Source organism: Bacillus sp. OTU530 (assembly GCF_038440375.1).
In genome coordinates this window covers 1-13,813 of record NZ_JASATP010000063.1, presented here as the reverse complement: position 1 = coordinate 13,813, position 13,813 = coordinate 1, and the positions used below count along the sequence as shown (strand labels likewise).

The 13,813-nt window shown below is 42.9% G+C and carries 12 protein-coding genes and 1 riboswitch; all 12 genes read right to left on the bottom strand.

The annotated features are described in order from the left end of the window. Window positions 1–102: 102 nt before the first annotated feature. Window positions 103–1,371, bottom strand: a complete 1,269-nt coding sequence (gene purD / locus AAHB12_RS27430) for a phosphoribosylamine--glycine ligase (protein ID WP_129731557.1) — start codon at window positions 1,369–1,371, stop codon at window positions 103–105. Between the two features lie 18 nt (window positions 1,372–1,389). Continuing rightward, window positions 1,390–2,928, bottom strand: coding sequence for a bifunctional phosphoribosylaminoimidazolecarboxamide formyltransferase/IMP cyclohydrolase (gene purH, locus AAHB12_RS27425; RefSeq protein WP_129731555.1), 1,539 nt, complete (start codon window positions 2,926–2,928; stop codon window positions 1,390–1,392). After that, window positions 2,928–3,503, bottom strand: a complete 576-nt coding sequence (gene purN, locus AAHB12_RS27420; RefSeq protein ID WP_129731553.1) for a phosphoribosylglycinamide formyltransferase — start codon at window positions 3,501–3,503, stop codon at window positions 2,928–2,930. The genes purH and purN overlap by 1 nt, the downstream gene beginning before the upstream one ends. Further along, window positions 3,500–4,537: a phosphoribosylformylglycinamidine cyclo-ligase gene (purM, locus tag AAHB12_RS27415; protein ID WP_129731551.1), complete on the bottom strand. Its 1,038-nt coding sequence runs from the start codon at window positions 4,535–4,537 to the stop codon at window positions 3,500–3,502. The genes purN and purM overlap by 4 nt, the downstream gene beginning before the upstream one ends. Before the next feature lie 208 nt (window positions 4,538–4,745). Continuing rightward, a complete protein-coding gene (gene purF / locus AAHB12_RS27410) occupies window positions 4,746–6,155 on the bottom strand; it encodes an amidophosphoribosyltransferase (protein ID WP_129731549.1) in 1,410 nt (469 codons plus the stop codon). After that, a complete protein-coding gene (gene purL / locus AAHB12_RS27405; protein ID WP_129731547.1) occupies window positions 6,140–8,362 on the bottom strand; it encodes a phosphoribosylformylglycinamidine synthase subunit PurL in 2,223 nt (740 codons plus the stop codon). The genes purF and purL overlap by 16 nt, the downstream gene beginning before the upstream one ends. Next, window positions 8,346–9,029: a phosphoribosylformylglycinamidine synthase subunit PurQ gene (gene purQ, locus AAHB12_RS27400; RefSeq protein WP_129731545.1), complete on the bottom strand. Its 684-nt coding sequence runs from the start codon at window positions 9,027–9,029 to the stop codon at window positions 8,346–8,348. The genes purL and purQ overlap by 17 nt, the downstream gene beginning before the upstream one ends. Next, window positions 9,026–9,280 (bottom strand): phosphoribosylformylglycinamidine synthase subunit PurS, encoded by a 255-nt coding sequence (purS, locus tag AAHB12_RS27395; protein WP_129731543.1) that lies wholly within the window; start codon window positions 9,278–9,280, stop codon window positions 9,026–9,028. The genes purQ and purS overlap by 4 nt, the downstream gene beginning before the upstream one ends. After that, entirely contained in the window at window positions 9,273–9,992 is a 720-nt protein-coding gene (gene purC / locus AAHB12_RS27390; RefSeq protein ID WP_129731541.1) for a phosphoribosylaminoimidazolesuccinocarboxamide synthase, read from the bottom strand. The genes purS and purC overlap by 8 nt, the downstream gene beginning before the upstream one ends. Window positions 9,993–10,081: 89 nt before the next feature. Then, window positions 10,082–11,377, bottom strand: coding sequence for an adenylosuccinate lyase (gene purB / locus AAHB12_RS27385; protein ID WP_129731539.1), 1,296 nt, complete (start codon window positions 11,375–11,377; stop codon window positions 10,082–10,084). After that, complete coding sequence (gene purK, locus AAHB12_RS27380) at window positions 11,374–12,525, bottom strand: 5-(carboxyamino)imidazole ribonucleotide synthase (RefSeq protein ID WP_129731537.1); 1,152 nt, start codon at window positions 12,523–12,525, stop codon at window positions 11,374–11,376. Before purK ends, purB begins: the two co-directional genes overlap by 4 nt. Continuing rightward, window positions 12,522–13,007, bottom strand: coding sequence for a 5-(carboxyamino)imidazole ribonucleotide mutase (purE, locus tag AAHB12_RS27375; RefSeq protein ID WP_129731535.1), 486 nt, complete (start codon window positions 13,005–13,007; stop codon window positions 12,522–12,524). The genes purK and purE overlap by 4 nt, the downstream gene beginning before the upstream one ends. A 98-nt stretch (window positions 13,008–13,105) precedes the next feature. Then, window positions 13,106–13,207, bottom strand: a riboswitch (purine riboswitch). Window positions 13,208–13,813 lie beyond the last annotated feature (606 nt).

Genomic DNA, 13,813 nt, shown 5'->3' with positions numbered 1-13,813 from the left:
TTTAAGTTTTTTCATAATTTTATCCTGTTATGGGGTAAATAAACAAAAAAGGAGGTAACTGTCAAAATGTACTTAACACTTTTGACAGTCACCTCTTTACTTTTATATCGTCACAAAATCAATTGCCTTTTGCCCGATATCAGAGCGATAGAACAGGCCTTCACTCTTAATATTTTCAAGCTCTTTATAAACCTTTGCCTTTGCCTCGCGCAAGTCGCTGCCCTTGCAAGCAACAAACAGCACACGACCGCCATCATTGACGAATTGTCCGTCTTTGACAGCTGTCCCTGCGTGAAACACAAGTACGTCTTTACTTAAAGCATCCAGTCCAAAAATTGGGTAGCCTTTTTTATACTCTTCTGGGTAGCCTTTAGATGCTAAGAACACACCAACAAGTGCATCTGTTGACCATTCTAGCTTCGGCTCTTTGCCGTCCAATACATCAATCATAACTTCTACAAGATCACTTTCTAACAGCGGCAGTAAAACCTCTGTCTCTGGGTCGCCGAATCTTGCGTTGAACTCGATAACCTTTGGACCTTGTGCCGTTAAAATAAGACCTGCATATAAAATGCCTGTAAATGAGCGGTCTTCCTGTACCATCGCATTTGCAACAGGTTGTAGAATTGTCTCAACAGCCTCATCCAACACGCTTTGAGGGATTTGCGGAACCGGAGAATATGCGCCCATTCCACCTGTATTTGGACCCTCATCGTTGTCAAACGCACGCTTATGATCCTGTGAGATAATCATTGGATACACAGCTGTGCCGTTTACGAATGCCATAAAGGAGAATTCTTGTCCTTCTAAGAACTCTTCCACAACAACCTTTTGGCTTGCATCACCAAACTTTGCGTCAACCATCATTTCCTTTACAGCGGACAATGCATCTTCAAGTGTCATCGCTACTGTTACACCTTTACCAGCTGCTAGTCCATCTGCTTTAATAACGATTGGTGCACCGATCTTTTCAATATAAGCCGCTGCATCCTCGTAATTTGTAAATGTTTCGTAGGCTGCTGTTGGAACATTATATTTCTTCATTAATTCTTTTGTAAATGCTTTGCTGCCTTCAATAACTGCTGCGTTAGCGCGTGGTCCAAATACACGAAGACCTGCTGCTTCAAACGCATCCACAGCACCGTTTGTTAACGGAACCTCAGGGCCAACCATTGTTAAGCCAACGTTATTTTCCTTTGCAAACGCAACAAGTGCATCAAAATCATTTTCGTCAATTGCTACAGGTGTAGCAACGTCTTTCATTCCTTCGTTGCCAGGTGCAACATATACCGTCTCAACTTGCTTCGATTGTGCGAATTTCCACGCCAATGCGTGCTCACGGCCGCCGCGGCCAATTACTAAAACGTTCATGGTTTTCCTCCTGCCGAATTAATGTTTAAAGTGACGAACTCCTGTAAACACCATTGCAATGCCGTACTCATCCGCTTTTTTGATGGAATCTTCGTCACGGATAGAGCCGCCCGGCTGGATAATCGCCGTTACGCCTGCTTTTGCTGCCGCTTCTACTGTATCATCCATTGGGAAGAATGCATCAGAAGCAAGGGCTGAGCCTTTTGCTTTTTCTCCTGCTTGCGCAAGTGCAATGTTTGCAGCGCCGACACGGTTCATTTGTCCTGCTCCGATACCGATTGTCATGTTATCCTTCGCTACAACAATCGCATTGGATTTCACATGCTTAACAACTTTCCAGCCTAGCTTCAAATCTTCCCACTCTTGCTCTGTTGGCTGACGCTTCGTTGGAATTGTCACGTTTGCATCTTCTAAAGACAGGATGTCCTCTTCCTGTACTAATAAGCCGCCCTGTACAGATGTGAGCTTTTTGCTTGCTGCAGCGCCCTTCGCAATATCAATTGTAAGAAGGCGAATATTTTTCTTTCCTTGTAGAACCTCTAGCGCTTCTTTAGAGAACGATGGAGCGATAACGATTTCTAAGAAAATTTCATGCAGCTTTTCTGCTGTTGCCTTATCGATTTCGCGATTTGCTGCTACAATGCCGCCGAAGATTGATACTGGATCTGCTGCATATGCACGCTCATACGCTTCTTCAATTGTGCTGCCAACGCCAACGCCGCAAGGATTCATATGCTTAACTGCCACAACTGCAGGCTCAGTGAACTCCTTTACAATGCTAAGAGCTGCATCGGCATCGTTGATGTTGTTGTAAGACAGTTCTTTCCCATGAAGCTGCTCTGCATAAGCGATAGAAGATGCTGTCGCAAATGCACTCTTATAAAAAGTAGCTTTTTGATGCGGATTCTCTCCGTAGCGAAGATCCTGCTTCTTCTCAAATGTTACAGTGATTGATTCAGGGCTTTCTTCTCCAACCTGCTTTGTTAAATACTCAGAAATCAGTGCATCATAAGCAGCTGTATGACGGAATACCTTCGCAGCTAACTTTTGTTTTAACCCCTTCGATACTTCACCGTTTTCCTTTAGCTCTGTTAAAACAGCACCATAATCGGCTGGATCTACAAGAACAGTCACATACTCATGATTTTTCGCTGCAGAACGAATCATTGTTGGACCGCCGATATCGATATTTTCAATCGCATCTTCAAAAGTAACATCTGGCTTAGAAACTGTTTCTTTAAACGGATATAGGTTTACAACAACGAAATCAATCGGCTGAATGCCAAGCTCATTTGCTTGGGCCATATGCGTCTCATTATCGCGAACCGCAAGCAAGCCGCCATGAATATTCGGATGAAGGGTTTTCACACGGCCATCCATAATTTCAGGAAATCCTGTTACATCTGAAATACCGATTACATTTAAGCCTTTTTCTTGTAATAGCTTCTTTGTTCCGCCCGTAGAGATAACCTCTACTCCTTGCTCGATTAAGCCTTGTACAAATTCGACAATGCCTTCTTTATTTGATACGCTCACTAATGCGCGTTTTGTTGCCATTATAATTTCGCTCCTGTCTGTACTAAATCTCGGATTGTCTGCACATACAAAGTATGTTCGACAGCTTGGATCTTCTTTTGCAGACTTTCGTACGTGTCATTCTCTACCTTTACTGCTTGTTGGGCAATAATCGGGCCCGTATCCATTCCTTCATCTACATAGTGAACTGTAACACCTGTCTCCTCCACACCTGCGGCTAAAGCCTGTCCAATTGCATCTTTACCCGGAAAGCTTGGAAGCAACGAAGGATGGATGTTCACAATATGTCCGCTGTAAGCAGATAAAAGTGTTTCGCCGATTAAACGCATATAGCCGGCTAGAATAATCCAATCCGCTCCTGCCTGCTGCACATGTTTTATAATTTCTGTTTCAAAGGCAGCCTTAGAAGGGTAATCCTTTGCAGAAAAAACAAACACTGGAATGTTATGCTTATTGGCACGTTCAATTACCTTGGCACTAGGTTTATCACATACTAGTAAGGTAATTGTCACATCTAAAGCTCCGCATTCCACCGCATCGACCAGCGCTTGAAAGTTCGTACCGCTCCCCGATGCAAATACCGCTATTCGACTCATGCAAACGCGCCTCCAAAACTAATGCCTTCTCCTGCTTTTGTACGACCGATTACGTAAGCTTTTTCTCCCTGCTCTTCCAGAAGGGCTGTGATACCAGCTACATCTTCTTCCTTCACCGCAAGCACCATTCCGATACCCATGTTGAAAATGTTGAACATTTCCTGTTGATCTAACTTTCCTGTTTCCTGCAGTAAATCGAAAATTGGCAAGATAGGCCAAGAGCCGTACTCAATTTCCGCTCCAATTCCTTCAGGAAGCATACGTGGGATATTCTCAATAAAACCGCCGCCAGTAATGTGAGCCATTCCTTTAATCTCAAATTGCTTGAGCGCTGCTAAAATTGGTTTTACATAAATTTTTGTAGGAACTAACAGCTCTTCGCCAAGTGTATTCTCAATTTTGCCGTGCTTCTCATGAAGAGATAGCTTTCCAACCTCAAAAAGAACTTTACGTACGAGGGAATAACCGTTACTATGAATCCCGCTTGAAGCCAAACCGATTAACACATCGCCAGCTGCAATGTTTTGTCCTGTTACAAGCTTTTGTTTGTCGGCAATACCTACTGTAAATCCTGCTAGATCATACTCTTCTTCCGTGTACATGCCTGGCATTTCTGCTGTTTCTCCGCCGATTAATGAGCAGCCTGCTTGTTCACAGCCTTGTGCTACTCCTTTTACGATGCTTTCAATCTTCGCAGGATCTGCCTTTCCACATGCAAGGTAATCAAGGAAGAATATAGGCTCCGCACCTTGTACAACAATGTCGTTTACACACATTGCTACTGCGTCCACCCCGATTGTATCGTGTTTATCCATAATAAAAGCCACCATGAGCTTCGTACCAACACCATCCGTACCAGATACAAGCACAGGCTCTTTTAAACCAAATTTTGAAATATCAAACATACCGCCGAAGCCGCCTAATCCACCAAGCACTTCTGGTCTGATTGTTTTTTGTACGTGCTTTTTCATGCGGGATACGGCCTCATAGCCTGCTTCGATATCAACGCCCGCTTGTTTATATGCATTTGCCATCTATAAATTACCTCCTTTTTAAGAAAAGCGGACACAGCCCGCTTTCGCTCCCGTAGTAAAATGTTCCCCAAAACGGAAGAATCTTTTCCTTTTATGCTGGGAGTCATGTTACGGAAGGGAGCAGGCTGTGGTAGCTAGACAGCCCCACTTATCTTATATTTTCCCTAATGTAAGAAACGCGGCTTCTACCGAAGTAGAAGCCTGTAAGTTAACTGCGCTGATGCACCAATTCATCTTCATAAGTCGGCGTTGGATACTTTCCGTTAAAACATGCCGTGCACTGTCCGCGTGATTCTGTTGTATTCGGACGGCCTACTGCTTCCAGCATTCCCTCTTCGGTCAAGAATGCCAATGAGTCTGCCCCAATTAACTCGCGAATTTCCTCAACAGAATGCGACGAAGCAATCAGTTCCTCGCGCGTAGATGTATCAATGCCGTAATAGCAAGGATTCATAATAGGAGGTGAAGCAATGCGAACATGAACCTCTATTGCTCCTGCATCACGAAGCATTTGTACAATACGTCGGCTTGTTGTACCGCGTACAATGGAATCATCGATCATAACAACACGTTTTCCTTCGACGATACCACGAACAGGAGAAAGCTTCATTTTCACACCGCGCTCACGCAGTTCTTGTGAAGGTTGAATAAACGTCCGGCCTACATATCTATTTTTAATTAGACCAATCTCGTATGGAATACCCGATACTTCAGCAAAGCCGATTGCTGCAGAAATACTGGAGTCTGGAACACCTGTTACAACATCTGCTTCAATCGGTGCTTCATACGCCAATTTTTTCCCCATGCTTTTGCGTGCCGCGTGCACGTTAATACCAGAGATATTGCTGTCTGGGCGGGAAAAATAAATATATTCCATGCTGCAAATCGCATCTCTTGTTTGCGTTGTAAAAGTGTGAGACTCTATTCCTTCATCAGAAATAACAAGCAGTTCGCCTGGCAGAACATCACGAATATAGCGTGCTCCTACTACATCAAAAGCACATGTTTCAGATGCAACCACATACGCGCCGTCCATTTCTCCAAGAGCAAGCGGACGGAATCCATTTGGATCAAGCGCTACAAGAAGCTGTGTTTCTGTCATCATTAAGAAAGCGAATGCACCTTCAATTTTATTTAAAGCTACCTTAGCGCGATCTAATAATGGAAATTCACTGTGACGCTTTAACAAATGCGCTAAAACCTCTGTATCAGATGTAGTTTGGAAAATACTTCCTTGCATCTCAAGCTCAAGCTTTAATTTGTTAGCATTCACAAGGTTTCCGTTATGAGCAAGCGCAAGACTTTCTAACTGCGAACGGAACAGAAGCGGCTGCACGTTTTCGTGACCGCCTCCTCCTGCTGTTGCGTAGCGAACATGTCCAATAGCAGCTTTTCCGTTTAGCTTTTCCAATTGTCCTTGCGAAAACACCTCTGTCACTAACCCAAGACCTTTATGGCCAACTAGCTTCTCTCCGTTGCTGACAACAATACCGGCTCCTTCTTGCCCACGGTGCTGCAGACTGTGCAGACCGTAATACGTGATTTGCGCCGCATTTTCATGACCCCAAATGCCGAAAATCCCGCATTCTTCATTTAAGCCTTTTATTTCAGCAAGCATGCAATTGCTCCTTTCCAAGCATCCCTCATCACATCTACTGAAGCTTGTACAAGCACTTGCTCCTCTTCACCTTGAATTACAAGCTCGTTTGTGTTTGTCACTTCTCCAATAAGATACGCTTCAACCGCTTGTTCAAATGCTTCTTTATTTTCTGGCTTAACTGACACAACAAAGCGTGATTGTGTTTCTGCAAATAAAGCAGCTACCGCTTCGCCTGTTACTTTTACATTTGCTCCAAGGCCTTTTGTCCCAATTAGAGCTTCGGCAATTGCTACTGCAAAACCGCCTTCAGCCACGTCATGAGCAGATTGCACAAGACCATCTTGGATTGCGCTTAATAATTGCTTTTGGCGCTTTGATTCTACATCTAAATCAATCGCTGGAGCTTGTCCAAAGATTCGACCATCATTCAATAGTTTTTGCAGTTCGCTTCCGCCAAATTCTGCTTTTGTTTCTCCAATTACATATACTAAGTCGCCAGCTTGCTTGAACTCTTGTGTTGTAATATGGCCTAAATCGTGTACAAGACCCACCATACCAACAGTAGGAGTTGGATAAATTGCCTCACCGCTGCGCTCATTGTATAATGATACGTTTCCGCCGATAACCGGTGTGCTTAACGTACGGCAAGCTTCGCTCATACCGTCTACAGACTTTTCAATTTGCCAGAAAATTTCTGGCTTTTCTGGATTTCCGTAGTTTAAGCAGTCTGTAATCGCAAGAGGCTCTGCTCCGGAACAAACAATATTACGAGCTGCTTCAGCTACAGCAATTTTTCCGCCTGTTTCCGGATCTAGGTAGATATAGCGAGAGTTACAATCCGTTGTCATCGCTAACGCCTTTTTCGTTCCGCGTACGCGTACAACAGCAGCATCAGAACCAGGTGTTACAACTGTATTTGTACGAACTTGATAATCGTATTGGTCATATACCCATTCCTTGCTTGCGATTGTCGGCTGCTGCAAGAGAGTAAGCAATGTTTCTTTATAATCATTTACTGCTGGTGTTTCTAGCTCCATCCCTTGGAATTCAGCAAAGTATGCAGGTTCTGAAGATGGCTTATGATACACTGGTGCTTCCTCAGCTAAAGCATCAGCAGGAACCTCTGCCACAATTGCACCATTATGATATAAGCGAAGCATTTTATCGTTTGTTACCTTACCGATTGATACAGCTTCTAAGCCGTACTTGTGGAATAGGTCAACAATTTCCTGCTCGCGTCCTTTTTTCACAACAATAAGCATACGCTCTTGAGATTCAGATAGCATCATTTCATATGCTGTCATACCTGTTTCACGCTGTGGTACATGATCTAGGTACATCTCAATTCCCATGCCGGCTTTACTTGCCATTTCCGCAGAAGAAGATGTAAGTCCTGCAGCACCCATATCTTGAATACCAACAAGTGAGTCAAAGTGTACAAGCTCTAGACATGCTTCAAGTAAAAGCTTTTCCATAAATGGATCGCCTACTTGTACAGCTGTACGTTTAGATTCTGATTCCTCAGAAAGATCTTCAGATGCGAATGTTGCACCGTGGATGCCATCGCGTCCTGTAGCCGCACCAACGTACATAACTGTGTTGCCTTCGCCGTGTGCTTGACCTTTTTTAATATCTTCATGGTTGATTAAACCTACGCACATTGCGTTAACAAGCGGATTTCCTTCGTAGCAATCATCAAACTGGATTTCGCCGCCTACTGTCGGAATCCCGATGCAGTTTCCATAGCCTGCAATACCAGCAACTACTTCTTCAAATAAATATTTTACGCGCGGAGTTTTCAATTCTCCGAAGCGAAGAGAGTTCAAAATAGCAATTGGACGAGCTCCCATGGAGAACACATCACGGATGATACCGCCCACCCCTGTTGCTGCACCTTGATACGGCTCAATCGCAGATGGATGGTTATGGCTCTCAATTTTAAATACAACCGCTTGATTGTCTCCGATATCTACAATACCCGCGCCTTCTCCCGGACCTTGCAATACGCGCTCGCCTGTTACTGGAAACTTACGAAGTACAGGCTTGGAGTTTTTGTAGCTGCAGTGTTCAGACCACATAACAGAGAAAAGACCGATTTCTGTGTAGTTTGGAAGGCGGCCGAGAATACGTTCGACCATGCCGAATTCTTCATCAGATAATCCCATTTCGGCATATATTCTTTTTTCTTTAATTTGCTGTGGATTTGGCTCAAGCTGTAACGACATACGTTTCCCTCCAGTGCTTCAAAATAGATCGGAACATTTTCAATCCGTCCGCTCCGCCTAACAATTCGTCTACAGCGCGCTCAGGATGCGGCATCATTCCAAGTACATTTCCTTTTTCGTTCACAATACCAGCGATATCAACTAAGCTTCCGTTCGGGTTGCTAGCATAAGTGAACACGATTTGGTTATTTGCTTGTAATTTCTTAAGAGTTTCCTCATCACAGTAATAGTTACCCTCACCATGTGCAATCGGAATCGTGATGATTTCTCCAGCCTCATATTGTGAAGTAAACATTGTATTGTTGTTTTCTACACGAAGTTCAACCGGACGGCACATAAACTTCAGGTCTTGGTTGCGAATTAAAGCACCTGGCAGCAAACCAGATTCTACCAAAATCTGGAATCCATTACATACACCTAAAACCGGTTTACCCGCTTCAGCTGCTTTTTTCACAGCAGCCATTACATTTGAATAATGGGCAATTGCTCCACAGCGCAGGTAATCACCGTAGGAGAAACCGCCTGGCAATAGAACTGCATCATACTCATCTAAGTTGTCGGCACTATGCCAAACATATTCTACTTCTTCCCCAAGCTCATCCTTCACAGCATGATACATATCCACGTCACAGTTGGAACCAGGAAAAACGATTACGGCGAATTTCACTGTGCGACTACCTCCTCAACATCATAACGGTAATCTTCAATTACAACATTCGTTAGAAGCTTTTCACACATTTCTTTTACAAATGTATCGATGTCCGCTACATCTTGATCAATTTTCAACTCCAAGTATTTTCCGATACGTACATCTTGTACAGCATTAAAAGACAAGCTGTGCAAAGCACCTTTTACCGCATTTCCTTGTGGATCAAGCACGCTTTCGCGTAACGTAACATAAACTTTTACTTTATACATGTGAAGCTCCCCCTAATCGTTTTAAAATTTCTTCATAAGCATCTGTTAAGTTTCCTAAATCACGACGGAATACATCTTTATCAAACTTTTCATTGCTTTCTTTATCCCAAAGACGGCATGTATCCGGTGAAATTTCATCAGCTAATAAAATACTGCCATCTTCTGTTACACCAAACTCAAGCTTAAAGTCGACTAATCTAACACCGCATGCTGAAAAATGCTCTGTTAAAACATCGTTCACCTTTAGTGCCGCTTCGCGCAAAGTCACAAGCTGCTCAGACGAAGCAAGTTCTAACAAATGAATGTGATCCTCCGTTACAAGCGGGTCGCCTAAGCTATCGTCTTTATAATAAAATTCAACAATTGTCGATTTTAGCTGCACACCTTCTTCTAAGCCAAGACGCTTTGAAAGGCTGCCGGCAGCAATATTTCGAACCACTACCTCAAGAGGAATAATTTTTACTGCTTTCACAAGCTGCTCTGTATCAGACAATTTTTCAATAAAGTGACTAGGAATTCCAGCTTCATGCAGCTTTTGGAACAACAGGCTTGTGATTTCATTATTCAAGCGTCCTTTACCAGAAATGCTTGCCTTTTTCTCACCATTAAAAGCTGTCGCACTGTCCTTATATTCTACCCAAACGATGCCTTCCTGCTCCGTCCGGTAAATTCTCTTTGCTTTTCCCTCATAGAGCAAATCTAATTTTTGCATGCCGAGTGCCCCCTATATTTCGAATAATAAGAATCATCAGACCAAACAATATGGCACAGAACGCATATATTCTGTGCCATATCCAGTTATCAGTTTAAGCCGAGACGTTCAAAAATTGTATCTACATGCTGTAAATGATATTCGTAGTTAAAGCATTCGTTAATTTCTTCTTGAGATAGTTTGCTTGTGATACGCTCATCACTTTCTACAAGCTCCTTGAACTGGACTTGCTTCTCCCATGCTTCCATCGCTTTCGGCTGTACAATATCATAAGCTTCTTCGCGAACAAGACCTTTGTCAATCAAGGAAAGCATAACTCGTTGGGAATAGATAAGACCGAATGTTCTTTGCATGTTGCGCTTCATGTTTTCTGGGAATACCGTTAAGTTTTTCACGATATTTCCGAAGCGGTTTAACATATAGTTAAGAGCGATCGTTGCATCCGGTAAAATAACGCGCTCAGCAGATGAGTGGGAAATATCACGCTCATGCCAAAGCGGAACGTTCTCATATGCTGTCATCATGTAACCACGAATCACACGAGCCAATCCTGTCATGTTTTCAGAACCGATTGGGTTACGTTTATGAGGCATAGCAGAAGAACCTTTTTGGCCTTTTGCGAAGAACTCTTCTACTTCACGTGTTTCACTTTTTTGCAGACCGCGAATCTCTACAGCCATTTTTTCAATAGATGTTGCAACAAGAGCCAGTGTTCCCATATAGTGAGCATGACGATCACGCTGCAATGTTTGTGTTGAAATTGGAGCTGCTTCTATTCCAAGATTCTCACATACAAATTTTTCAACGAACGGATCAATATTTGCATACGTACCAACAGCACCAGAAATTTTACCTACGCGTACGCTCTCAGCAGCTTGCTTGAAACGCTCCAAGTTACGTTTCATTTCTTCATACCAAAGTGCCAATTTCAAACCAAATGTAGTTGGTTCTGCATGAACACCATGTGTTCTTCCCATCATTACTGTATATTTATGCTCTTTAGCTTTTTCTTTCAAAATTTCAACGAAACGCTCAATATCCTTAAGAAGGATTTCATTTGCTTGTCTAAGCAAATAAGATAACGCTGTGTCTACTACGTCTGTAGATGTTAAACCATAGTGCACCCACTTGCGCTCTTCACCAAGTGTTTCAGATACTGCTCGTGTAAATGCAACAACATCGTGACGTGTTTCTTCTTCAATTTCATAAATGCGATTGATATCAAAGGATGCATTTGCGCGAAGCTTTTGTACATCTTCTTTTGGAATGTCGCCAAGCTCTGCCCATGCTTCACATGCTAAAATTTCTACTTCAAGCCATGCTTGAAACTTATTTTCTTCCGTCCAAATTGCTCCCATTTCCGGGCGTGTATAACGATTAATCATTTCGTCCCCTCCAATACTTGTTCTTCCCTATGCCAAATGCCTAGTGTTTGTGCCTTTTGTAAAGCTGTATCTATATCATCTGCTAAGATGTTTAAGTGTCCCATCTTGCGCTTATGCTTTGCCTCTTTTTTTCCATATAAATGTAACTTGCTGTCTGACAGCTGCCCAATCTGGCTTAGGATTCCTTCTATATGTTCTCCTAAAATGTTCACCATGACAACTGGTTTTAGCAATGTTGTTTCAGCAAGCGGCCAGTTGCAAATCGCACGTACATGCTGCTCAAACTGACTTGTCTCACATGCATCAATTGTATAGTGTCCTGAGTTATGAGGTCTTGGAGCTAATTCGTTAACATATAGTCCACCGCCTGCAGTTACAAACATTTCTACAGCAAGCGTACCGACTAATCCAAGCTCATTTGCCAAATGCTCCGCACACTCTAGCGCTTTTTGTTCAACTTCCTTCGAAATTCGAGCAGGTACAATCGTTTCATGTAAGATATTCTCAACATGGATGTTTTCTGCTACCGGGAACACCTTTGTCTCCCCGCTAACAGATCGCACGACAATAACGGAAATTTCTTTTTCAAATGGCACCCAAGCCTCTAAAATACATTCCGCTTGCTCTGCGAGTTCGATTGCAGGAGCGAGTCCTTCTTTATTTCGAATCACGACTTGTCCCTTACCGTCATATCCACCCGTTGTTGTTTTTAACACACAAGGATAGGATAACTTCTCGACCGCAGCAAGTAACTCCTGTTGGCTGCGAACTAGCTCATAAGGAGCAACTGGAATCCCCGCTTGAGAGATTGCATTCTTCTCTGTAAACCTGTTCTGAGTAGTCTTCAGTACCCTGCTCCCTTGTGGTAAATACGCATGTTGCTCTAGCCACCGTAGACAATCATAGTCAATATTTTCAAATTCATACGTAATGACATCACTGACTGTAGCTAATTGTTCAATAGCCTGTAAATCGTTATAAGGCGCAACAATTTCTATATCCGCGATCTGTGCACAAGGACCATTTGGAGTCGGCTCTAATACGGCAATATTATAACCCATCTCTCTTGCAGAAATAGCCATCATCCGTCCAAGCTGGCCGCCTCCGATAATACCTATCGTTTGACCAGGTATAATCTTCTTCGTCATAGGAGTTCACTGCCTTCTAATACCGTTCTTTTTGTTTCTTCTCTTCGCTTTTCCAAAGCCATATATATTGTCTCATCAAATGCTCCGAGAATTTCTGCTGCTAGCAAGCCAGCATTTGTTGCCCCAGCTTTTCCGATCGCTACAGTTGCAACTGGAACTCCTCCCGGCATTTGAACGATTGATAATAAAGAATCCATCCCATTTAACGCTTTTGACTGTACAGGAACACCAATGACAGGAAGTGTTGTTTTCGCCGCCACCATGCCTGGTAAATGAGCAGCTCCTCCAGCACCTGCAATAATGACCTTAAGTCCTTTTTCTCTTGCAGCCTCTGCATATTCAAACATATAATCCGGAGTACGGTGGGCTGATACAACTTGTTTTTCATATGAAATCCCTAGCTCATCCAGTACATCACATGCGTGCTTCATCGTTTCCCAATCTGAAGTGCTTCCCATAATAACTCCAATTACCGGTTTCATACCGAGCCTCCCATCCAAATAAAAAAGCCTAAGCAAAGTATTCCCACTATGAGGGAAAGTACTCTACTTAGGCGTGTTCACTCTGTCAAAATCAGACACACTAAGCGGCTTTCCCTCATAGTCCGATGATTTACGGTCATCAGGTAGAAACTTGCAGGCCATATCCCTGCGATTATATGAGGTTATTTTTCGTTTTCTTGTCTCCTTCGTTATCTTACCAATCTTTTTAAAGAAGTGTCAACTAAAAATCGAATATTTATATACCCTAAAAAAATATTGTTCGTCTTTTGTTAGTTGAATGGAAAAAACAAGATTTAAATGCGAAAAATAAACCGAAGAAAGCGTTTAAACAACATCTATATAAAAAACGGTATTCAGACAAAAGATAGCATTATTAAAGCCCGATTTGGACATGAGTGTGTGCAAGCTGCTATTCCTTTGTTAGCTATTTCACTCGCCCCATAATAGTTTAAAAATATGTAGTAAAGAAAACTCGCTGATTGGCGAGCCCTGCCTTTGGGCGAAGACAGAGGCGTAGCCCTACTTATACTGTATTCCTAAAATTTCCGACTGCGTCGAACTGGCTTCCGGCTGGAAATTTATACTTTCTTACAGTGCAAAAGATTATACGCTTCTATCTCTATCCACTCCGTCATGAACTTATACTTGTTCTCATAGGTGTACCGATAGGAAACGATAATTAATATACACAAAAAAAGACTAAATCATCCAGATTTAGTCTTTTTTGCCTAGCGACGTCCTACTCTCACAGGGGGAAACCCCCAACTACCATCGGCGCTGAAGAG